The organism is Enterobacter sp. 301B, assembly GCF_003850715.1.
GTDB lineage: Bacteria > Pseudomonadota > Gammaproteobacteria > Enterobacterales > Enterobacteriaceae > Enterobacter > Enterobacter intestinihominis.
On sequence record NZ_PQTC01000011.1, the window covers coordinates 138,547 to 160,220 of the forward strand.

The window sequence follows — 21,674 nt, forward strand, 5'->3', positions numbered from 1 at the left end:
GCCGTTTGAGGTTGATATGCAATACATCAAAATCCATTCGCTGGATAACGTTGCCGTCGCGCTGGCCGATTTAGCCGAAGGGACGGAAGTGACCTTCGACAACCAGTCGGTGACGTTACGCCAGGCCATTGGACGTGGACATAAGTTTGCCCTGATCCCCATTGCGAAAGGGGAGAACGTGGTGAAGTACGGTTTGCCCATCGGTCATGCGCTGGCGGATATTGCGCCGGGTGAATACATTCATTCCCACAATACCCGCACCAATCTCAGCGATCTGGACGAGTACAGCTATCAACCTGACTTCCAGCCAGAAGAAGGACAGGCGGCCGATCGTGAGGTACAGATCTACCGCCGCGCCAGCGGCGAGGTGGGGATCCGCAATGAGCTGTGGATCCTCCCGACTGTCGGCTGCGTGAACGGGATCGCGCGTCAAATTCAGACGCGTTTCCTGAAAGAGACTAATGATGCTGAAGGCACCGACGGCGTGCATCTGTTCAGTCACACCTATGGATGCTCCCAGCTGGGTGACGACCACATCAATACCCGTACCATGCTGCAAAACATGGTGCGCCACCCGAACGCGGGCGCGGTGCTGGTGATCGGCCTCGGCTGCGAGAACAACCAGGTCGACGCCTTCCGCGACACGCTGGGCGAATTTGACCCTGAGCGCGTGCACTTTATGGTGTGTCAGCACCAGGACGACGAAGTGGAAGCGGGCGTTGAACAGCTGCATCAGCTGTATGAGGTGATGCGTCACGACAAGCGCGAGCCGGGCACGCTGAGCGAACTGAAGTTTGGCCTGGAGTGCGGCGGATCTGATGGCCTTTCCGGCATTACCGCTAACCCAATGCTGGGTCGCTTCTCGGATTACGTGATTGCCAACGGCGGCACTACGGTGCTGACCGAAGTGCCGGAGATGTTCGGCGCAGAGCGCATTCTGATGAGCCACTGCCGCGACGAAGAGACCTTTGAGAAGACCGTCACCATGGTCAACGACTTCAAACAGTACTTCATCGCCCATAACCAGCCGATATACGAGAACCCCTCGCCTGGTAACAAAGCGGGCGGGATCACCACGCTTGAAGAGAAATCCCTGGGCTGCACTCAAAAAGCGGGCGCCAGCCAGGTGGTGGACGTGCTGCGTTATGGTGAACGGCTGAAAACGCACGGCCTGAACCTGCTCAGCGCACCGGGCAACGATGCGGTCGCCACCAGCGCGCTGGCGGGAGCGGGCTGTCATATGGTGCTGTTCAGTACCGGTCGCGGTACGCCGTACGGCGGGTTTGTGCCGACGGTGAAAATCGCCACTAACAGCGAACTGGCGGCGAAGAAAAAGCACTGGATCGACTTTGACGCGGGCCAGCTGATCCACGGCAAAGCGATGCCGCAGCTGCTGAGCGAATTCGTGGACACGATTGTGGAATTTGCCAGCGGCAGGCAGACCTGCAACGAGAAGAACGACTTCCGCGAGCTGGCGATCTTTAAGAGTGGTGTGACGCTATAAGTCGGGTGCGGGCTGGTGCCCTCACCCCGGCCCTCTCCCACAGGGAGAGGGTGCAAACACTAAAAACGGCAACACATGTAGCCGTTTTGCATTTACCTTGTAGGCCCGGTAAGGCGTAGCCGCCACCGGGCTTTTCTTTTTAACCTCGCAGGGCGTTCTTCGCTAAACGCGCATCCTCCGCCTGACAGGCTGCGGCGGTAAACAGCACGTCGGTAGAGGAGTTCAGCGCGGTTTCGCAGGAATCCTGCAATACGCCGATAATGAAACCGACCGCGACAACCTGCATGGCAATCTCGTTCGGAATACCGAACATGTTACAGGCCAGCGGGATCAGCAGCAGAGAGCCGCCCGCCACGCCGGATGCGCCACAGGCACACAGTGATGCAACGACGCTCAGCAGCAGCGCGGTTGGCAGATCTACCGGAATACCCAGCGTATGCACCGCCGCCAGCGTCAGCACGGTGATGGTAATCGCCGCACCGGCCATGTTCACGGTTGCACCCAGGGGAATCGACACCGAATAGGTATCGCGGTCCAGGTTCAGCTTCTCCGCCAGCGCCATGTTCACCGGTATGTTCGCCGCTGAGCTGCGGGTGAAGAAGGCATACACGCCGCTCTCGCGCAGGCAGGTCAGCACCAGCGGATACGGGTTGCGGCGGATCTGCCAGAACACCAGCAGCGGGTTGATCACCAGCGCCACCAGCAGCATACAGCCGACCAGGACGACCAGCAGCTGCGCGTAGCCCCACAGTGCGTCGAAACCGGTGGTGGCCAGCGTCGAAGAAACCAGACCAAAGATACCGACCGGTGCAAAGCGAATCACCAGCTTCACCATGAAGGTCACTGCATTGGACAAATCGTTAACCAGGTTTTTCGTGGTCTCGTTGCCATGACGCAGCGCGAAGCCCAGACCAATCGCCCAGACCAGGATGCCAATGTAGTTTCCGTTCATCAGTGCGGTGATGGGGTTAGAGACCATGCTCATCAGCAGGCCGCGAAGGACTTCCACAATCCCGGACGGCGGGGTGATATCACCGGCCGCGCTGGTCAGGTGCAGCGTGGACGGGAACAGGAAGCTAAACACAACGGCCGTTAAGGCAGCAGAGAAGGTTCCCAGCAGATACAGGAACAGAATAGGGCGAATGTTGGTTTTTTGTCCGTGCTGGTGGTTAGCAATCGACGCCATCACCAGCATCAGCACCAGTACCGGGGCGACGGCCTTCAGTGCGCCAACGAAAAGGGTGCCGAGCAGTCCCGTCGCTTCCGCGGCAGGTTTTGACACCATCGCCAGCAGAATACCCAGTACCAACCCGACCAGAATTTGTTTTACAAGACTGCCCTGCGCCAGGCGCGCAAGCAGGCCCTTAGATTGTGTGCTCATACGTTATTCCTGAGTGAAATTGCGTTCCATCCTGGATGTGCTCTAAGTCACATTTGTATCCGGATGTAAGTATTTGTTTGCCTGGTTGAGTATCAGGGAAAGCAGCGAAAGGCGGAAGCGTAAAATGCTGGATTTTACGTGTTGCGTCATGTTTTTTAACTATTGGTTAACGAAAGTGCCGGGTGGCGCTGCGCTTACCCGGCCTGCATTGCATTTCCCCCTCTCCCCGTGGGAGAGGGGTGGGGTGAGGGCATCAGCCCGCACCGAACGTTGCACTAAGCCTGCTGCTTCTTATCGTGCTGGCGGTTAACCCAGGTATTGATAATCAGCGTCACCAGCAGAATGCCAAACACCACGCCGAGCGAAATGGCGATCGGGATATGGTAGAAATCAACAATCAGCATCTTGATACCGATAAAGACCAGAATCACCGACAGACCGTACTTCAGCATTGAGAAGCGCTCTGCCGCGCCCGCCAGCAGGAAGTACATCGCACGCAGGCCGAGGATGGCGAACAGGTTCGAGGTCAGGACGATGAACGGGTCGGTAGTGACCGCGAAGATAGCCGGGATACTGTCCACCGCGAAAATCACGTCGCTCAGCTCGACCAGAATCAGCACCAGCAGCAGCGGGGTGGCGAACAGCAGGCCGTTCTTACGCACGAAGAAATGCTCGCTCTCGATCTTGTCCGTCATGCGCAGATGACCCCGGATCCACTTCACCAGCGGCTTATCACCGATACCGGTATCGTCTTCTTTCGCCAGCGCCATTTTGACCCCGGTGAACAGCAGGAACGCACCAAACACGTACAGCAGCCATTCGAACTGGGTAATCAGCCAGCTACCGGCGAAGATCATGATGGTACGCAGGATGATGGCGCCCAGCACGCCGTACACCAGCACGCGGCGTTGCAGGGCCGCAGGCACGGCGAAGTAACTGAACAGCATCAGCCAGACGAAGACGTTATCAACCGCCAGCGCTTTTTCAATCAGATAGCCGGTGAGGAAGGCGAGTGCCTGAGGATCGGCCACCGCGCGACCTTCGGTTGAGGCCAGATACCACCAGAAGGCGGCGCAGAAAAGAAGTGAGAGGGTAACCCATACCAGCGACCAGACGGCGGCTTGCTTAACGCTCATGCCGTGTTCGCCGCGACGACCCTGCAAAAAGAGGTCGATCGCCAGCATGATGAGCACGACAACCGCGAATCCGCCCCACAGCATTGGAGTGCCGACAGAATGCATACTATTTTCCTTACACATAAAAAAACAAAAACGGCTATGGTCAGAAGACGATAGCCGTTAGCTTTTTATGCATAGACCTCGCCTTCCGGCAAGGTCTCACTTACAACCACGAAGGTTGCCCGGCGACCGGATGCGGTTTTGCACGCATCGTAATGACGATCCACCGGCGAAGAAGTTACTCCCCTTTGCAGGTAACAAATTATGTCAGACCATCGATTTCGTCAATGGTCTGCACGATTTCATTACACAGCTTTACGCGACGGCTTCCACATTCACGCCGTCTGCGGGGAAGATTACGCCGGTCTGTCGGCGGATCTCCGTTTGCAGCTTCGCCGTGGTGCGGCTGATCGCCAGTCCCGGGTGGTTCACTTCGTTGTCTTCTACCAGACGGGCGAAGACCTCTGCCTCATAAAGCATAGTGTTAATATGCTGAGGCTGCGTCAGCTCCTGCGCTTTTCCGCCGCGCGGAACGATGCTGAGCTTCTGGCATTCGGAGATTTTTTCGATCACCAGCGAGCCGTCTTCGCCCTGAATTTCGCTTGGCAGCACGGAGTCGCTGACCTTCGAGTGCTGCAACGTCACGCTGAAATCACCGTAGTCCAGCACCACAACGCCGTGTGCATCCACGCCGCTCTCCAGCAGGCTGGCGGTGGCCGTCACGCCGTGTGGTTCCCCCCACAGCGCAACCGCAGAGGCCAGGCAGTAAAAACCGATATCCATAATCGAGCCATTCGAGAAGGCCGGGTTAAAGGTGTTCGGGTTTTCGCCGTCCAGATAGCGCTGGTAGCGCGAGGAATACTGGCAGTAGTTGATAAAGGCTTTACGCACTTTGCCAATTTTCGGCAGGGACTGCTGCAACAGCAGGAAGTTGGGCAGGCTGGCGGTTTTGAACGCTTCAAACAGCACCACCTGGTTTTCGCGGGCAAGCGCAATGGCGGCTTCCACTTCGTGGATATTCGACGCCAGCGGCTTCTCGCAGATCACATGCTTTTTATGGCTGAGGAACAGCTTCGTTTGCGGGAAGTGCAGAGCATTCGGGCTGGCGATATAGACCGCGTCAATGGCGTCGCTTTGCGCCATCTCATCGAGTGAGGTGAACAGATGTTCAACCAGGTAGTCATTCGCAAAACTTTGCGCCTGCTCAAGGCTGCGGGAATAGACTGCGGTGAGCTTATATTTGCCGGTTTCGTGGGCGGCGTCGACGAACTGGCGCGTGATCCAGTTCGTACCGATGACTGCGAAACGTATCATAAACGTTTACGTACTCCGTAGCAGGGAACCTAAAGCCACTGTAGCACGTCCTCATGACATTTCGCGTGCGCTACTGCGCATTACTCTTTAACGATAAATGCGTCAGCCACAAACGGGTATCAAACTCCAGCTGGTGGTACTGCGGCTCCATATGGCAGCACAGGGAATAGAACGCTTTGTCGTGATCTTTCTCTTTCAGGTGCGCCAGCTCGTGCACCACGATCATCCGCAGAAAGGCTTCCGGCGCATTGCGAAAGACGGTCGCGACGCGGATCTCCGCCTTAGCCTTCAGCTTGCCGCCCTGCACGCGGGAGATGGCGGTATGCAGGCCGAGCGCGTTTTTCAGCACGTGGATCTTGTTGTCGTACATCACCTTGTTGATCGGCGGGGCGCTCTTCAGATACTGGCTTTTCAGATCCTGCGTATACTGCCAGAGGGCTTTGTCAGTCGCGAAATCATGCGTGCCCGGGTAGCGTTTTTCCAGCACCGCGCCGAGCTTTCCCGCGGCGATCAGGTCGCGAACCTGGGATAGTAATTGCTCCGGGTAGCCCTGGAGATAAGTCAGCTGGTTCATCAAAACCCCAAAATAGTGTGAAAACGGGTATACTCACGCACCCTTTTCAGGGATACGCCAAATTTTACCATTCAGGAGGGCCGATGAGCCACTTAGACAACGGTTTCCGTTCACTCAACCTTAAACGTTTCCCGGAAACGGACGACGTGAACCCGCTTCAGGCGTGGGAAGCGGCGGATGAATATCTGCTGCAGCAGTTGGATGAGACTGAAATCCGCGGCCCGGTTCTGATCCTGAATGACGCGTTTGGCGCGCTGGGCTGTGCGCTGGCGGAACATGCGCCTTACAGTATCGGCGATTCTTACTTAAGCGAGCTGGCGACGCGTGAAAACCTGCGTCACAACGATATCGACGAATCCAGCGTGAAGTTCCTCGACAGCACCGCGGACTACCCGCAGGCGCCAGGGGTGGTGCTGATTAAAGTGCCCAAAACCATGGCGCTGCTGGAGCAGCAACTGCGCGCGCTGCGTAAAGTCGTGACGCCAGAAACGCGCATCATCGCGGGCGCCAAGGCGCGTGATATTCACACCTCGACGCTGGAACTGTTCGAGAAAGTGCTCGGCCCGACCACTACGACGCTGGCCTGGAAAAAAGCGCGCCTGATCAACTGTACCTTCAGCGCGCCGGAACTGGCCGACGCGCCAGAGACCCTGAGCTGGAAGCTGGAAGGGACCGACTGGACCATCCACAACCACGCGAACGTCTTCTCCCGTACCGGTCTGGATATCGGCGCACGCTTCTTTATGGAACATCTGCCGGAAAACCTGGAAGGGGAGATTGTCGATCTCGGCTGCGGTAACGGCGTGATTGGCCTGACGCTGCTGGCGAAGAACCCGGAGGCCAGCGTGGTGTTCAGCGACGAATCGCCAATGGCGGTGGCTTCAAGCCGTCTGAACGTGGAAACCAATCTGCCGGAGGCGCTGGATCGCTGCGAGTTTATGATCAATAACGCGCTGTCCGGCGTAGAGCCTTTCCGCTTCAACGCGGTGTTTTGCAATCCTCCGTTCCACCAGAAGCACGCCCTGACGGATAACGTCGCGTGGGAGATGTTCCACCACGCGCGCCGCTGCCTGAAAATCAACGGCGAACTGTACATCGTGGCGAACCGCCATCTGGACTACTTCCACAAGCTGAAGAAGATTTTCGGTAACTGCGTCACCATTGCGACAAACAACAAGTTTGTGGTGCTGAAGTCGGTGAAGCTGGGGCGTCGTCGATAAGATCGCTTTGCCTGGCGGCGCTTCGCTTGCACAGGCCTACGGTTTCAAATGCCCGGTGGCGCTTCGCTTACCGGGCCTACAATGGCCTCGGACCCGTAGGCCCGGTAAGCGAAGCGCCACCGGGCGATGCCGTTAAATACTCAGCGCCAGTTTTGTCCCCTGCGCAATCGCCCGCCGCGCATCCAGCTCCATCGCCACGTCGCACCCGCCAATCAAATGTACCGTTTTCCCTGCCTCACGCAGCGGATCGGCCAGATCGCGCTTCGGCTCCTGCCCGGCGCACAAAATCACATGATCCACGTCCAGCAGCTGCGGCTCACCGCCGATCAGAACGTGTAGCCCGTCGTCGTCGATCTTCTGGTAGCTCGCCCCCGGGATCATCTTTACCCCGCGCGAGAGCAGGGTGGCGCGGTGGATCCAGCCTGTGGTTTTCCCCAGCCCTTCACCCGGCTTGCTGGCTTTACGCTGGAGCATCACGATCTGACGCGGGCTTTTCGGCAGTTGCGGACCTTCCGGGCGTAAACCGCCGGACTGACTGAGACTGGTATCAATGCCCCATTCCACGCAGAACTCAGCGATGTTCTGGCTGGTGGCTTCGCCCGGCTGGCTTAAATACATCGCAGTATCAAAACCGATCCCGCCGCAGCCGATGATCGCCACCTTCTCGCCAACCGGCGCTTTGTCGCGCAGCACGTCCAGATAGCTCAATACCTTCGGATGATCGATACCCTCGATCGCAGGGGTGCGCGGGGCGATCCCACTCGCGAGGATCACCTCGTCGAAACCGATCAGATCCGCCGCGCTGACAACCTGATTGAGCCGCAGATCGACGCCCGTCACCTCGATCATCCGGCGGTAATAGCGCAGCGTTTCATAGAACTCCTCTTTGCCGGGGATCTGTCTGGCGATAGTAAACTGCCCGCCGATTTCCGCCAGCGCATCAAACAGCGTCACGCTGTGCCCACGCGAGGCGGCATTGACCGCAAACGCCAGTCCAGCGGGTCCTGCGCCCACCACGGCCAGACGCTTCTTGTTGGTCGCAGGAACGATCGGCATTTTGGTTTCATGGCAGGCGCGGGGATTCACCAGGCAGGAGGTGACCTTGCCGACGAAGATCTGATCCAGACACGCCTGGTTACAGCCGATACAGGTGTTGATCTCATCCGCACGGCCGCTTTGCGCTTTGGAGAGCAGTTCGGCATCCGCGAGGAACGGACGCGCCATCGACACCATATCGGCATCGCCGCGGGAGATCACATCGTCCGCCACCTGCGGATCGTTAATGCGGTTAGTGGTCACCAGCGGAACGGAGACTTTGCCTTTCAGCTTGCGCGTTACCCAGCTGAACGCCGCACGCGGCACCGGCGTGGCGATGGTGGGGATGCGCGCTTCGTGCCAGCCAATCCCGGTGTTGATAATGGTGGCACCGGCGGCTTCAATCGCCTGCGCCAGCTGCACGGTTTCGTCGAAGGTGCCGCCGCCTTCCACCAGGTCGAGCATCGACAGGCGGAAGATGATAATAAAATCCGCACCCGCACGTTCACGCACCGCACGCACCACCTCCACGGCAAAACGCATGCGGCGGGCATAGTCACCACCCCATTCGTCGTCGCGCTGGTTGGTACGTGCGGCGAGGAATTCGTTGATCAGGTAGCCTTCTGAGCCCATCACCTCCACGCCGTCGTAGCCCGCTTCCCGCGCCAGCGCGGCGCAGCGAGCAAAGTCATCTATCAGCGCCAGGATCTCGTCATGGCTGAGGGCATGGGGAGTAAAGCGGTTAATCGGCGCCTGAATAGCCGAGGGGGCAACCAGGTTCGGCTGATAGCTGTAGCGCCCGGTATGCAGAATTTGCAGGGCGATTTTGCCGCCCTCGTTGTGAACCGCGTCGGTCACCATGCGGTGGTGCGGCAGCTGTGTCGCATCGTTCAACACCGCGCCGCCCTCCATTGTTACCCCGGAAGGGGCAGGGGCTACGCCGCCGGTGACAATCAGCGCCACCCCGTGGCGCGCGCGCTCGGCATAGAAGGCTGCCAGACGTTCAGCCCCGTCCGGACGCTCCTCCAGCCCGGTGTGCATTGAGCCCATTAACACGCGGTTTTTGAGGGTAGTGAACCCCAGATCGAGAGGGGCGAATAACGACGGGTAACGGCTCATAGTCTCTTCCAGTGTAAAATTATTGTTATGTGGTCGGATGAGTTACTAATTTAGCCAGCGGCGGCAGAAAGGTAAAAGCGGGATCGAATGATTGTGATAGATCTCAAAGAACTTCACCCCTCACCCCGGCCCTCTCCCCAGAGGGGAGAGGGTGAAAGGCCGCACGGAACAGTCCCCTCTCCCCTCTGGGGAGAGGGTTAGGGTGAGGGGCGTGTGTCGCGCATCAGGCCCGGCGCCTGCCACATCGAGGTTGTCAGCCCGCTGTCCACCAGCCCGAGCTGGTCCGCGTATACCGCCTGCCATTTCTGCATCATGCCGTCGTACAGCTCGCGGTGCGCCGGGTTTGGCGTGAACTCGCGGCTCCACTTCACCAGCCGCTCGCCCGTCGAGGCCATATCCGCGAACAGCCCCGCGCCAGCTCCTGCGGCAATGGCGCAGCCGAGCGCCGTTGCCTCTTTGACTTCTGGCACGCGCACCGGCAGGCCGGTGACGTCGCTTAAAATCTGGCTCCACAGGGCGCCCTTTGCGCCGCCGCCGGCAAACACCAGGCTCTCAAACGTCACGCCGGAGAAGCGCGAAATCTGCGCCAGGTTGCAGGCCGAGACGATCGCCGCGTTCTCCTCCAGCGCGCGGAACAGCGTCGCTTTGTTGCACTTTTCCGGGTCAATGGAGAGGTTAATAAACGACGGTGCCGCGTGGTACCACTGCTTAAAATGCATCGCATCGGAGAAGATCGGCATCACCCCGTGGGAGCCCGGCGGGACGCGGCTCGCCATCTCTTCGAGCAGGGAGTAGGGGTCCATTCCCATGCGTTCGGCAATCAGCTTCTCTTCGGCGCAGAAGGCGTCGCGGAACCAGCGCATGGTCAGCCCGGTAAAGAAGCTGATCGACTCTGCCTGCGCCATGCCGGGGATAACGTGCGGGTTTACGCGGATGTTCATCTCAGGGTCGGTGCGCACCTGCGGCAGGTTCACCACCTGTTGCCAGAAGGTGCCGCCCAGCACCGCCGTTTGTCCGGCGCGCACCACGCCCAGCCCCAGACAGCCCAGCTGCACGTCGCCGCCGCCCATCACCACCGGGGTGCCCTCGCGCAGACCGCTCTGTTGTGCGGCTGCTTTGGTGATGGCCCCCAGTACGGTGCCGGTCTCTTTTACCGGGGAGAGGATATCGGCGCGCAGCCCGGCCATGTCGAGCAGCGCCGGACGCCAGTCGCGGGAGAAGAGATCCAGCATGCCCGTCGTGCCCGCATTGGACGGGTCCACCGCCAGCTCGCCGGAGAGCTTCGCCGCCAGCCAGTCGCTGATCATGGTGATGGTGGCGGCTTTACGATAAATATCCGGACGATGGTGCGCCAGCCACAGCAGGCGCGGCATGGCGCTGAGGGCAAGCGTCTGGCCGGAAACGTCATACACTTCGGATTCAAACCGGTAGTCGTGGATCTCTTTGAGTTCAGCTACCTCTCGGCTGGCGCGGGCGTCGACGTTGGCGCAGGCCCAGATAGCCTCGCCGTTGCGGTCGTACAGCACAATCCCTTCGCGCATCGAACAGCAGGCGACGGACTGAATATCCGCCGCGCTCAGGCGCGCGCGCTCAAGCGCCTGATGAATACACCGGCAGGCCAGCTGCCAGTTGGTGTCGAGGTCGAACTCCATCGAGCCCGGCACGTTCTCGACGCTAAGGTGTTTCCACTCGGCCTGGCCAACGGCAATCTGGTTGCCCTGCAAATCGAAAATAACGGCGCGAACGCTGCCTGTCCCTGCATCTAACGCTAAAAGGTAACTCATGAGCATGCCTCATTGTTAGCGCAGGGAGGGCTCTTAAATGGCCAGAGCCAGCACCGCGCGGGCTGTCGTCTCTTCCGTCACCAGGCCATTAATACGGCGGCCCTTAAGTGCGGCATAAATCGCATCGGCTTTCTCTTCCCCCCCGGCCACGCCTACGATGGTGGGCAGCTGTGCCAGTTCATCGAGCGTGACGCCCAGTAGTTCTTTGTGGATCTCCAGCTCCTCGACGCATTCCCCTTCGGCATTGAGGAAATAGCCAAGGATATCGCCGACCGCGCCCTTGCGGGCGTACATCAACTGTTCACCTTCGCTGATATAGCCGGAGCGCAGTATCGTCGCGTCACGGCGCTGGTTCACCGAGCCAATGCCGACCACCGCCACGTCAGCGGCGGTGGCGGCGAGGATCACGTCCCGCACGCTGGTTTCGCGCTTTAAGATCCCGGCGACTTCAGCGGATGACACGCGAAGCGGGGCAGGGATCATGCTGACGCTACAGGCCGCATCCAGCTGGCCGATACCGGTCATATACGGCCCCACGCCGCCGGAGAGCGTCACCAGGCGGATCTGCTGTGAGCTAATAAAGCCGCTCAGGTGTTGCAGGCTGCTCATGGTGGTTTCACCGAAGCCCACCGCTAACAGCTGGCCGGGCTCCAGCACGCCCATCAGCGACTGGGCCGCGCCAATGCCTAACCGCACGTTCATCGGCGGCGTATTCAGGGCGGGCATCACGCGCACCAGCTTCAGGCCAAATCGTTGTTGCAACTCGGTTTCCAGCGCCAGGCAGCCCTCGTAGCGGGAGTTTATCTGCACGCGGATCACCCCGGACTGACGGCCTTTCTCCAGCAGGCGGGAGATCTTCAGGCGCGGCAGCCCGAGCCGCTCGCCGATGTCGTTCTGGGTTAGCCCGTCGTGGTAGTAGCACCAGGCCACGCGCGCCACCAGCTCCTCTTCCGCCAGTGCCAGCCCGGCAAACCGTCCTTCTTCCGCAGTGCGTTTATCGCTCATAGTTGAACTCTTATAAAAATTTAGATCATATGTTCGTGATGGTGCGGCGTGAAAATGTGAGCCACGCGACAAAACGGATCTTTTCGATCCTTTCCGGTTTATCCGAATCTCAATCGATAAAACTGTGATCCCTGCACGGTTGTAAATATAGTTCACCGTCTACGATTTTGAACATTATTAAATCTAAAAATCATTTGTTCAATAGCGGAGCGATGATGACACCACTTCTCGAGGCACGTGACATCTGCAAACAGTTCTCTGGCGTGCCTGTGTTAAAAGGCATTGATTTCACGCTGCTTGCTGGGCAGGTGCATGCGCTGATGGGCGGTAACGGCGCGGGAAAATCGACGTTGATGAAAATCATCGCCGGGGTTGAAACGCCGGATCGCGGTGAGCTTTCGGTTGCGGGCGAGTCTTTTGCACGGCTTACCCCGTCGCAGGCGCACCGGTTAGGCATTTATCTGGTGCCACAGGAGCCGCTGCTTTTCCCCAACCTGACGGTGCGGGAAAACATCCTGTTTCGTCTGCCGCGCGAACGAGATCGGGAAAAGCGGCTGGCGGAGAAACTCCAGCAGTTGCAATGTCAGCTTAATCTCGATGCCGCTGCCAGCACTCTGGAAGTCGCGGATCAGCAGATGGTGGAGATCCTGCGCGGGCTGATGCGCAATGCCAGAATTCTGATCCTCGACGAACCCACGGCATCGCTCACGCCGGGCGAAACCGAACGCCTGTTTCGCCAGATCCGCGCGCTGCAGGATCTCGGCGTTGGCATTGTTTTTATCTCGCACAAGCTGCCGGAAATTCGCATGCTTTCGAGCCACGTCTCGGTGATGCGCGACGGCGCGGTGGTGCTGAGCGGCGAAACCGCGCAGTTTGACGATAACGCCCTGATCGCCGCCATGACGCCGGTCAGCCGGGAAAAGTCGCTAAGCGATACGCAAAAGCTGTGGCTGGCGCTGCCGGGCAACCGCCGAACCCAGGCGCAGGATTTCCCGGTGCTGCGGGTGGAGGATCTCACCGGGGAAGGGTTTATCGATCTCAGCCTTGAGATTTATGCCGGGGAGATTGTCGGTCTGGCCGGGCTGGTGGGGTCCGGGCGTACCGAGTTTGCCGAAACGCTTTACGGCCTGCGTCCGGTACGCGGCGGGCGGGTGTGGCTGGAGAACCAGGAGATCACCGCCGATCCGGTCAGTTCCCGTCTGAAAAAAGGGCTGGTTTATCTGCCGGAAGACAGGCAGGTGTCCGGCCTGTTTCTCGACGCGCCTGTCCGCTGGAACACGGTGGCGCTGAACGAGCCGTCGCTCTGGCAGCAGCGAAAGCGGGAGTCTGCGGTAGTGGAGCGTTACCACCGGGCGCTGGGGATCAAGCTCAACCATGCGGATCAAACCGTGCGCACGCTCTCCGGTGGTAATCAGCAGAAGGTGCTGCTGGCGCGCTGTCTTGAGGCCAACCCGCTGCTGCTGATCGTCGATGAACCGACGCGCGGCGTGGACGTCTCGGCGCGCGCCGATATTTATCAGCTGCTGAAAAGCGTGGCGGCGCAGAACGTGGCGGTGCTGATGATCTCAAGCGATCTCGATGCGTTTCCCGGCCTCGCGGATCGGGTGCTGGTAATGCATCAGGGCGTGCTCAGCGGCGAGCTGCCGCGCCACGCCGTCAGCCTCGACCGGCTGATGGCGCTGGCGTTTGGAGGGCAATCATGAAGATCTTACTGAAAAACCGCGAGCTGAGCGCGTTTCTCGCCATTCTGGCCCTGTTCGCCGTGCTGGTGGCGCTGAACCCGTCGTACCTGAGCTTACAGACGCTGGGGATGATCTTCGCCAGCTCGCAGATCCTGATCCTGCTGGCTATCGGCGCGGCGCTGGTGATGCTGACCCGTAATATCGACGTCTCCGTCGGCTCCACCGTCGGGCTGTCCGCCATTGCCGTCGGCGTGGCTCTCAACAGCGGCTACAGTCTGCCCGTTTCCATTCTCTTCGCGCTGACGATTGGCGCGCTGGCGGGGGCGTTCAACGGTTTTCTGGTGGTGGGGCTGCGCATTCCAGCGATTGTCGCCACCCTCGGCACGCTGGGGCTGTATCGCGGAGCGATGCTGCTCTGGACCGGCGGGAAGTGGATTGAAGGGCTGCCGCCGGGGCTGAAATCCCTCTCTGAGCCTGCCGCCGTCGGCATTTCGCCGCTCGGCATTGTGGTGTTGATAATCGTGGTTACAGGCGCGTGGACATTGTCGCGCACCGCCTTTGGCCGTGATTTCTACGCCGTGGGGGACAACCTCGCCGCCGCGCGTCAGCTGGGCGTGGCGGTGAACCGCACCCGCATGATCGCCTTTACCCTCAACGGCATGCTCGCGGCCTGCGCCGGGATCGTCTTTGCCGCGCAGATTGGCTTTGTGCCCAACCAGACCGGCAGCGGGCTGGAGATGAAGGCCATCGCCGCCTGCGTGCTCGGCGGCATTTCGCTGCTGGGCGGCACGGGCACGCTGATCGGCGCCTTCCTCGGCGCGTTCTTCCTCACCCAAATCGACACCGTGCTGGTGCTGTTCAGGCTGCCGGCCTGGTGGAATGACTTTATCGCCGGGCTGGTGCTGCTGGGCGTGCTGGTGCTCGACGGGCGGCTGCGTCAGGCGCTCTCACGGCATCAGCGGGCGCTGAAATACAGCCGTTTCCAGCCGGGTAACAGAGGGGGAAAGCACGTCACCCCGTTTCCCAAACGCAACAAAGAGGTGGCGTAAATGAGGCTTAACTGGGAAAGCGCGCTGCTGATTTTACTGGTGCTGGAGATCCTGCTCTTCGGCGCCATCAACCCGCGCATGCTCGACATCAATATGCTGCTGTTCAGCACCAGCGACTTTATCTGCATTGGTATCGTGGCGCTACCGCTCACGCTGGTGATTATTAGCGGCGGGATCGACATCTCCCTCGGCTCAACCATCGGCCTGTGCGCTATCGCGCTGGGGGTGATGATGCAGGCAGGGTGGCCGATGGCGGTCGCCATCCCGCTGACGCTGCTGCTCGGCCTGCTGTGCGGACTGTTGAATGCGGCGCTGATCCACTACACCGGCATCAGCCCTTTAGTGATCACCCTCGGCACGCTTTACCTCTACGGCGGCGGGGCGCTGCTGCTCTCCGGCATGGCGGGCGCGACGGGCTACGAGGGGATCGGCAGCTTTCCGGACAGCTTCACCGCGTTCGCTAACCTCACGGTGTTGGGCCTGCCGATCCCGCTGGTGCTGTTCGCGGTGATTACCGCTTTCTTCTGGCTGATTACCCATCGCGGGCGCTTTGGTCGGCATCTGTTTTTAATTGGCCAGAATCCGCGCGCGGCGCGCTATGCGGCGCTGTCGGTGAACGGTATGCCGTATGCGCTGTACGGCCTGGTGGGCGTGGCCTCGGCGGTTGCCGCGCTGGTGATGGTCTCCTATTTCGGCTCCGCGCGTTCGGATCTGGGGCGCGATTTACTGATGCCTGCGCTCACCGCCGCCGTGCTCGGCGGAGCGAATATCTACGGCGGCTCAGGTTCGGTTGTCGGTACGGCGCTGGCGGCGCTGCTGGTGGGGTACCTGCAACAGGGTTTACAGATGGTTGGCATCCCCAACCAGGTGTCGAGCGCGCTGTCAGGGGCGCTGCTGGTTGTGGTGGTGATGGGGCGTTCGCTGAGTCTGCACCGTGAATGGGTGCGATCTCTCTTCAGAAAACTATCCGGAGCGTAAGATGAAAACAAAACTGCTCGTCCTGGCAATGGCCCTCAGCTTCGCTTCGGCGCAGGCGGCGGACCGCATTGCCTTTATCCCGAAACTGGTGGGTGTGGGATTCTTCACCAGCGGCGGCAACGGCGCGAAAGAGGCGGGGAAAGATCTTGGCGTGGACGTGACTTACGACGGCCCGACCGAGCCGAGCGTCTCCGGCCAGGTGCAGCTGATCAATAACTTCGTCAACCAGGGCTATAACGCCATCATCGTCTCTGCCGTGTCGCCGGACGGTCTCTGCCCGGCGCTGAAGCGCGCGATGCAGCGCGGCGTGAAGGTCCTGACCTGGGATTCCGACACCAAACCGGAGTGCCGCAGCATTTACATCAACCAGGGCACGCCGGAACAGCTGGGCGGCCTGCTGGTGGAGATGGCAGGCAAGCAGGTCACCAAACCGAACGCGAAAGTGGCGTTCTTCTACTCCAGCCCCACCGTCACCGACCAGAACCAGTGGGTGAAAGAGGCGAAGGCCAAAATCGAGAAAGACCATCCCCAGTGGCAGGTCGTCACCACGCAGTTTGGCTATAACGACGCCACTAAATCCCTGCAAACCGCCGAGGGGATCTTAAAAGCCTATCCGGATCTGGATGCGATCATCGCCCCGGACGCCAACGCCCTGCCGGCGGCGGCACAGGCGGCGGAAAACCTGAAGCGGGAAGGGGTGGCGATTGTCGGCTTCAGCACGCCAAACGTGATGCGTCCGTACGTTGAGCGCGGCACGGTGAAAGCCTTCGGCCTGTGGGACGTGGTGCAGCAGGGCAAAATTGCAGTCAATGTCGCCGATCGTTTGCTGAAAAAGGGCGATCTTAACCCTGGCGACAGCGTGGAGGTGAAAGATATCGGGACGCTGAAGGTCGAGACGAACAGCGTGCAGGGCTACCAGTATGAGGCGAAGGGCAACGGCATCGTGCTGCTGCCGGAGCGGGTGGTGTTCACCAAAGAGAACATCAACAAATACGATTTCTGACGGGGGAGCAAATGGCTGATTTAGACGACATCAAAGACGGCAAGGATTTTGGCATCGGTACGCCGCAGCAGAATGTGCCGTACACCCTGAAGGGCTGCGGTTCGCTCGACTGGGGCATGCAGTCCCGGCTTTCGCGCATCTTCAATCCGCAGAGCAACCGCACGGTGATGCTGGCCTTTGACCACGGTTACTTTCAGGGACCGACCACCGGCCTTGAGCGTATCGATCTCTCCATCGCGCCGCTGTTTGGCGAAACCGACGTGCTGATGTGTACCCGCGGCATCCTCAGGAGCCAGGTACCTGCCGCGACGAACAAACCGGTGGTGCTGCGCGCCTCCGGCGGTAACTCGATTCTGGGCGAGCTGTCTAACGAGTGCGTGGCGGTGGCGATGGAAGACGCGCTGCGCCTGAACGTCTGCGCGGTGGCGGCGCAGGTCTATATCGGAAGCCCGTTTGAACATCAGTCAATCAACAACATCATCAAGCTGGTGGATGCGGGGGCGCGTTACGGCATGCCGACGCTGGCGGTGACGGGCGTGGGTAAAGAGATGGCGCGCGACGCGCGCTATTTCTCGCTCGCCAGCCGCATCGCTGCCGAAATGGGGGCCCAGTTCGTCAAAACCTACTACGTGGACGAGGGCTTTGAAAAAGTGACCGCCAGCTGCCCGGTGCCGATTGTTATCGCGGGCGGCAAAAAGCTGCCGGAGCATGAGGCGCTTGAGATGTGCTGGCGGGCGATTGACCAGGGCGCGTCCGGCGTGGATATGGGGCGCAACATCTTCCAGTCCAGCGCGCCGCTCGCCATGCTGAAGGCGGTGAAGAAAGTGGTTCACGAGAACATGAGCGCCCGTGAGGCGTTCCAGTTCTGGCAGGAAGAGAAACAGGGAGAAGCAAAATGAACGTGACGCTGGTGGAAATCAACATCAAACCCGAGCGGGTGGATGAGTTTCTGGAGGTATTTCGCGCCAACCACGAGGGGGCGATCCAGGAGCCGGGAAACCTGCGCTTTGACGTCTTGCAGGACCCGAGGGTGAAAACCCGGTTCTTTATCTATGAGGCCTATAAAGACGAAGAGGCGGTGTTGGCGCATAAGCAAACGCCACACTATCTGGCGTGCGTGGACAAGCTCGAAGAGTTGATGTCAGAGCCGCGCAAAAAACGCTGCTTTGTGGGGTTGTTGCCGGAGTAGCGTTTTGCCCGGTGGCGCTAACGCTTACCGGGCCTACGTTGGCGAGAGGGGGCGGTGTTTGCCCGGTGGCGCTACGCTTACCGGGCCGACATCTGCAGTATGTTGTAGGCCGGGTAAGCGTAGCGCCACCCGGCGTTTTTTACGCCTCTTCCACGCTCACCCGCAGCGCCGCCAGCGCCTTACGCGCCGCCTTCAGCACCTGCTCACACTGCTCAATGGTGAGCGTCAACGGTGGCTCAATGCGGATGGTTTTCGAGTTGTTGAGCGTTCCCGCCACCAGTACCCGCTGGCGGAACATCTCGCTTGCGAAGCTATAACCGGTTTCGTTATCAACGAACTCAATCGCCATCAGCATCCCTTTCCCGCGCGCATCCTGTACCAAATCCGGGTACTCCCGGCCCAGCTGACGGAAGCCGTCCAGCAGCATGTCGCCTTTCTGCTCCGCCTGCGCAGGCAGGTTTTGCTCCAGCAGCACGTTGATGGTGGCCAGCGCTGCCGCACAGGCCAGCGGGTTACCGCCAAAGGTGGTGGTATGTAAGAACGGGTTGTCGAATAGCACCGAGAAGACCTCCTCAGTGGCGACCGTTGCGCCAATCGGCATCACGCCGCCGCCGAGCGCTTTCGCCAGGCATAAAATGTCTGGCTGAACGTTCTCATGCTCGCAGGCGAACATCCTGCCGGTACGCCCCATCCCGGTCTGCACTTCGTCGAAGATCAGCAGCGCGCCAAACTCATCGCACAGCTGACGCACGGCGGGCAGATAGCCCTGCGGCGGGAGGATCACCCCGCCTTCGCCCTGAATCGGCTCCAGGATCACCGCCGCCACGTCGTCGCCGGTTTTACGGCATTCACTCAGCATGGTGCGCATGGCGTTGATGTCGCCAAACGGCACGTGGCGGAAGCCCGGCAGCAGCGGCATAAACGGTTTGCGGAAGGTGGATTTGGCGGTAGCAGACAGTGCGCCCAGGGATTTCCCGTGGAACGCGCCGCTGGTGGCGATAAAGGTGAATTTCCCGCGCGGCGACTGGTACGCTTTGGCGAGTTTAATCGCCGCTTCGACCGATTCGGTGCCGCTGTTGCTGAAGAAGCTGTATTTCAGCTTACCGGGCGTTAAGGCTGCCAGCGTTTTCGCGAGCATGGCGCGAAGCGGATCGAGCAGTTCCTGGCTATGGAGAGGTTGTTTCGCAAGTTGATTCTGTACGGCGGAAACCACAACTGGATTACGGTGCCCCACGTTGAAAATACCAAAACCACCCAGGCAATCGATAAACTCCTGTCCCTGGGTGTCGACAAGCGTATTCAGACTCCCCGCTTGCCACTCTACGGCTCCGTAATCCCCGCCGGCGGTAACAGATTTGCGATACTCCAGAAAACCAGGATTCACATGCTCTTTAAAGTAATCAATGACCTCACGGTTAAGTTGTTTCATCTCCTCATGATCAAGCGTTCGCTTTTCAATGAGATTCAGTGCGTGCGCGGTACAGGCAAGAGCCGAGGCGCTGGAAGGTAACCTGTTCAAAATATGCTCCCGGGGATCGCGTATCACATGATACTGAGTTAAGTATTGCAGGGATTACGCCACCTCAGATGCCTTAACAAAAATCGGGATAAACGCCAGGTGAAATCAAAGTTGCACAATATTTAATCATGCCATCGCGCGCCGCACGGGATAAGGGATAACGAGCCGGGGATTGGGTTTCGTCAATTGCACTGCTCCAGGGCAGGAAATGCGCCTTAAGTGTGCGCCGGGGGATCATGCTTTGTAGGTAGTTTCGTGTCGAAAGTATTTTAAATCAATTAATTAGAAAAGCGTACGAAAAGTGCGGTTTAACCGAGATTTGCGATCTCAATCATATTTAACAACTAAAGATAAATTTTTTATCGCCGAAAAAACATAAGCCACAAAATTAACATTCAAATAACCTGCAAGGGATGCTCACTATGTCCTCTCCTGACTATGTCACCCAGAATGAATATCCGCTGGACGATGACACCACGCTTATGTCGACCACCGACCTCCACAGCTACATGACCCACACTAACGACACCTTTGTGCAAGTGAGTGGCTTTACGCTTCAGGAGTTGCTCGGGCAGCCGCACAACATTGTGCGCCACCCGGATATGCCGAAAGCAGCTTTTGCCGACATGTGGTACACGCTGCAAAAGGGCGAGCCCTGGAGCGGGATTGTCAAAAACCGACGTAAAAATGGCGATCACTATTGGGTACGCGCCAATGCGGTACCAATGGTGCGTAACGGTCAGATGACGGGCTATATGTCCATTCGTACCCGCGCCACCGAGGACGAGGTCGCCGCGGTGGAGCCGCTTTATAAGGCGCTCAATGAAGGACGTAGCAAAAAACGCATTCATAAAGGGCTGGTGGTACGCAAAGGCTGGCTCGGCAAATTACCGGCGATGCCGCTGCGCTGGCGAGTGCGTAGCGTAATGGCGGTACTTTTTGCGGTGATGGCCGCAACGCTGGTTGCCAGTGCCGCAGGCTGGGCTTCGCTGGTGGCGGCAGCCGTGGTGATGCTGCTTGGCACCCTGGTATTTGAGCAACAGATTGTCCGCCCGGTGGAAAACGTCGCACGGCAGGCGCTCAGGGTCGCTACCGGCGAGCGTAACAGCGTGCAGCATCTTAACCGCAGCGATGAACTGGGGCTGACGCTGCGGGCCGTCGGACAACTGGGGCTGATGTGCCGCTGGCTTATCAACGACGTCTCCAGCCAGGTGGTGAGCGTGCGCGACGGCAGCGACAGGCTGGCGCAGGGTAATGAAGATCTCAACGACCGCACGCGCCAGACCGTGGCTAACGTGCAGCAGACCGTGGCAACAATGAACCAGATGGCGGCGTCGGTGCAGAGTAACTCTGAGACCGCAGCCGAAGTCGACAAGCTGTCGATGGCTGCCAGCAGCGCGGCCACGCAGGGCGGTACCGTGATGCAGACCGTGGTGAAAACCATGGATGACATTGCCGACAGTACCCAGCGCATTGGCTCTATTACCTCGCTTATCAATGACATCGCCTTCCAGACCAATATTCTGGCGCTGAACGCCGCGGTTGAGGCGGCACGCGCGGGCGAACAGGGGAAAGGCTTTGCGGTGGTGGCGGGCGAAGTGCGTCATCTTGCCAGCCGCAGCGCGAACGCGGCTAACGATATTCGCAAGCTGATCGACGCCAGCGCCAGCAAAGTGCAGTCGGGCGCCGATCAGGTCCACGCCGCGGGACGTACCATGGATGATATTGTCGAGCAGGTGAAAAACGTCACGCAGCTTATCGCGCAGATCAGCCACTCCACCTCCGAGCAGGCTACAGGCCTGACAGAGCTGACCCGTGCCGTGGCAGAACTGGACAGCATTACGCAGAAAAATGCTGACCTGGTCGAAGAGAGCGCGCAGATTTCCGCGATGGTTAAGCACCGGGCCGGACGTCTTGAAGATGCGGTTACCGTGCTGCATTAAGAAATGCATGCTTCGATAAAGCCGTTTATTCCTCCGGGGTAAACGGCTTTTTTGTTTTTCAGAATAAGTTATGTTGTTAATGAAATATTAAGTAACTAAAAAAAGTACCCGATTTTTAATTGCTACGCCCCGGATTCATTGAAAGTGAGAAATAAAAAAACGATCAAAGTCATAAAGTTAGCTCGTTTCCTACCGAT

17 protein-coding genes are annotated in these 21,674 nt (G+C 59.3%); 9 read left to right on the forward strand and 8 right to left on the reverse strand.

Annotated features, from left to right (window positions below; translation table 11 throughout):
* The first annotated feature begins 16 nt into the window (after nt 1-16).
* On the forward strand, nt 17-1,504 hold the full coding sequence (locus C3451_RS14085) for an altronate dehydratase family protein (protein WP_045622970.1): 1,488 nt from the start codon (nt 17-19) through the stop codon (nt 1,502-1,504).
* Between the two features lie 139 nt (nt 1,505-1,643).
* Here the strand turns inward: C3451_RS14085 and sstT are convergent, their stop codons facing one another.
* The 4 genes from sstT to C3451_RS14105 form a co-directional block, all read right to left on the reverse strand.
* Nucleotides 1,644-2,885 (reverse strand): serine/threonine transporter SstT, encoded by a 1,242-nt coding sequence (gene sstT / locus C3451_RS14090; protein ID WP_022649471.1) that lies wholly within the window; start codon nt 2,883-2,885, stop codon nt 1,644-1,646.
* 275 nt (nt 2,886-3,160) lie between these two features.
* Nucleotides 3,161-4,126: a TerC family protein gene (locus C3451_RS14095; protein ID WP_022649470.1), complete on the reverse strand. Its 966-nt coding sequence runs from the start codon at nt 4,124-4,126 to the stop codon at nt 3,161-3,163.
* 252 nt (nt 4,127-4,378) lie between these two features.
* Nucleotides 4,379-5,377: a Gfo/Idh/MocA family oxidoreductase gene (locus C3451_RS14100; RefSeq protein WP_022649469.1), complete on the reverse strand. Its 999-nt coding sequence runs from the start codon at nt 5,375-5,377 to the stop codon at nt 4,379-4,381.
* A gap of 70 nt (nt 5,378-5,447) precedes the next feature.
* The gene (locus C3451_RS14105; protein WP_023298690.1) at nt 5,448-5,951 is read right to left on the reverse strand and encodes a M48 family metallopeptidase; all 504 of its coding nucleotides are present in this window, start codon (nt 5,949-5,951) and stop codon (nt 5,448-5,450) included.
* 83 nt (nt 5,952-6,034) lie between these two features.
* Between C3451_RS14105 and rlmG the strand changes: the two genes are divergently transcribed.
* Nucleotides 6,035-7,171 (forward strand): 23S rRNA (guanine(1835)-N(2))-methyltransferase RlmG, encoded by a 1,137-nt coding sequence (gene rlmG / locus C3451_RS14110; RefSeq protein WP_023298689.1) that lies wholly within the window; start codon nt 6,035-6,037, stop codon nt 7,169-7,171.
* Between the two features lie 132 nt (nt 7,172-7,303).
* Here rlmG and C3451_RS14115 read toward each other — a convergent pair whose 3' ends face one another.
* The 3 genes from C3451_RS14115 to lsrR all read right to left on the reverse strand — a co-directional run bounded on the left by C3451_RS14115 (nt 7,304) and on the right by lsrR (nt 12,114).
* Nucleotides 7,304-9,325, reverse strand: coding sequence for an NADPH-dependent 2,4-dienoyl-CoA reductase (locus C3451_RS14115; protein ID WP_045308017.1), 2,022 nt, complete (start codon nt 9,323-9,325; stop codon nt 7,304-7,306).
* A 197-nt stretch (nt 9,326-9,522) separates the two neighbouring features.
* Nucleotides 9,523-11,109: an autoinducer-2 kinase gene (lsrK, locus tag C3451_RS14120; protein WP_063137977.1), complete on the reverse strand. Its 1,587-nt coding sequence runs from the start codon at nt 11,107-11,109 to the stop codon at nt 9,523-9,525.
* 33 nt (nt 11,110-11,142) lie between these two features.
* On the reverse strand, nt 11,143-12,114 hold the full coding sequence (gene lsrR / locus C3451_RS14125; protein ID WP_022649464.1) for a transcriptional regulator LsrR: 972 nt from the start codon (nt 12,112-12,114) through the stop codon (nt 11,143-11,145).
* A 215-nt stretch (nt 12,115-12,329) separates the two neighbouring features.
* Here lsrR and lsrA point away from each other — a divergent pair, with 215 nt between their 5' ends.
* Genes lsrA through lsrG form a run of 6 tightly spaced genes read left to right on the forward strand, consistent with a single transcriptional unit; the run spans nt 12,330 to nt 18,015 of the window.
* The gene (gene lsrA / locus C3451_RS14130) at nt 12,330-13,817 is read left to right on the forward strand and encodes an autoinducer 2 ABC transporter ATP-binding protein LsrA (protein ID WP_124304334.1); all 1,488 of its coding nucleotides are present in this window, start codon (nt 12,330-12,332) and stop codon (nt 13,815-13,817) included.
* Nucleotides 13,814-14,845, forward strand: a complete 1,032-nt coding sequence (gene lsrC / locus C3451_RS14135; protein ID WP_045622965.1) for an autoinducer 2 ABC transporter permease LsrC — start codon at nt 13,814-13,816, stop codon at nt 14,843-14,845. Before lsrA ends, lsrC begins: the two co-directional genes overlap by 4 nt.
* Nucleotides 14,846-15,823: an autoinducer 2 ABC transporter permease LsrD gene (gene lsrD / locus C3451_RS14140; RefSeq protein ID WP_045622963.1), complete on the forward strand. Its 978-nt coding sequence runs from the start codon at nt 14,846-14,848 to the stop codon at nt 15,821-15,823.
* A 1-nt stretch (nt 15,824) separates the two neighbouring features.
* A complete protein-coding gene (gene lsrB / locus C3451_RS14145) occupies nt 15,825-16,826 on the forward strand; it encodes an autoinducer 2 ABC transporter substrate-binding protein LsrB (protein WP_045622962.1) in 1,002 nt (333 codons plus the stop codon).
* A gap of 11 nt (nt 16,827-16,837) precedes the next feature.
* Nucleotides 16,838-17,725: a 3-hydroxy-5-phosphonooxypentane-2,4-dione thiolase gene (gene lsrF, locus C3451_RS14150; RefSeq protein ID WP_022649459.1), complete on the forward strand. Its 888-nt coding sequence runs from the start codon at nt 16,838-16,840 to the stop codon at nt 17,723-17,725.
* Nucleotides 17,722-18,015: a (4S)-4-hydroxy-5-phosphonooxypentane-2,3-dione isomerase gene (lsrG, locus tag C3451_RS14155; RefSeq protein WP_022649458.1), complete on the forward strand. Its 294-nt coding sequence runs from the start codon at nt 17,722-17,724 to the stop codon at nt 18,013-18,015. Before lsrF ends, lsrG begins: the two co-directional genes overlap by 4 nt.
* Before the next feature lie 139 nt (nt 18,016-18,154).
* Here lsrG and ygjG read toward each other — a convergent pair whose 3' ends face one another.
* Complete coding sequence (ygjG, locus tag C3451_RS14160) at nt 18,155-19,534, reverse strand: putrescine aminotransferase (RefSeq protein ID WP_022649457.1); 1,380 nt, start codon at nt 19,532-19,534, stop codon at nt 18,155-18,157.
* A 422-nt stretch (nt 19,535-19,956) separates the two neighbouring features.
* Between ygjG and C3451_RS14165 the strand changes: the two genes are divergently transcribed.
* Entirely contained in the window at nt 19,957-21,477 is a 1,521-nt protein-coding gene (locus C3451_RS14165) for a PAS domain-containing methyl-accepting chemotaxis protein (protein ID WP_045335753.1), read from the forward strand.
* Nucleotides 21,478-21,674 lie beyond the last annotated feature (197 nt).

What these genes read in the sequence shown, in the direction of transcription:
- lsrB (WP_045622962.1), top strand. Translation starts at nt 15,825, where the DNA reads ATGAAAACAAAACTGCTCGTCCTGGCAATGGCCCTCAGCTTCGCTTCG.
- C3451_RS14100 (WP_022649469.1), bottom strand. Translation starts at nt 5,377, where the DNA reads ATGATACGTTTCGCAGTCATCGGTACGAACTGGATCACGCGCCAGTTC.
- C3451_RS14095 (WP_022649470.1), bottom strand. Translation starts at nt 4,126, where the DNA reads ATGCATTCTGTCGGCACTCCAATGCTGTGGGGCGGATTCGCGGTTGTC.
- sstT (WP_022649471.1), bottom strand. Translation starts at nt 2,885, where the DNA reads ATGAGCACACAATCTAAGGGCCTGCTTGCGCGCCTGGCGCAGGGCAGT.
- lsrR (WP_022649464.1), bottom strand. Translation starts at nt 12,114, where the DNA reads ATGAGCGATAAACGCACTGCGGAAGAAGGACGGTTTGCCGGGCTGGCA.
- C3451_RS14105 (WP_023298690.1), bottom strand. Translation starts at nt 5,951, where the DNA reads ATGAACCAGCTGACTTATCTCCAGGGCTACCCGGAGCAATTACTATCC.
- lsrF (WP_022649459.1), top strand. Translation starts at nt 16,838, where the DNA reads ATGGCTGATTTAGACGACATCAAAGACGGCAAGGATTTTGGCATCGGT.
- C3451_RS14165 (WP_045335753.1), top strand. Translation starts at nt 19,957, where the DNA reads ATGTCCTCTCCTGACTATGTCACCCAGAATGAATATCCGCTGGACGAT.
- lsrG (WP_022649458.1), top strand. Translation starts at nt 17,722, where the DNA reads ATGAACGTGACGCTGGTGGAAATCAACATCAAACCCGAGCGGGTGGAT.
- C3451_RS14115 (WP_045308017.1), bottom strand. Translation starts at nt 9,325, where the DNA reads ATGAGCCGTTACCCGTCGTTATTCGCCCCTCTCGATCTGGGGTTCACT.
- lsrA (WP_124304334.1), top strand. Translation starts at nt 12,330, where the DNA reads ATGACACCACTTCTCGAGGCACGTGACATCTGCAAACAGTTCTCTGGC.
- lsrK (WP_063137977.1), bottom strand. Translation starts at nt 11,109, where the DNA reads ATGAGTTACCTTTTAGCGTTAGATGCAGGGACAGGCAGCGTTCGCGCC.
- lsrC (WP_045622965.1), top strand. Translation starts at nt 13,814, where the DNA reads ATGAAGATCTTACTGAAAAACCGCGAGCTGAGCGCGTTTCTCGCCATT.
- C3451_RS14085 (WP_045622970.1), top strand. Translation starts at nt 17, where the DNA reads ATGCAATACATCAAAATCCATTCGCTGGATAACGTTGCCGTCGCGCTG.
- lsrD (WP_045622963.1), top strand. Translation starts at nt 14,846, where the DNA reads ATGAGGCTTAACTGGGAAAGCGCGCTGCTGATTTTACTGGTGCTGGAG.
- rlmG (WP_023298689.1), top strand. Translation starts at nt 6,035, where the DNA reads ATGAGCCACTTAGACAACGGTTTCCGTTCACTCAACCTTAAACGTTTC.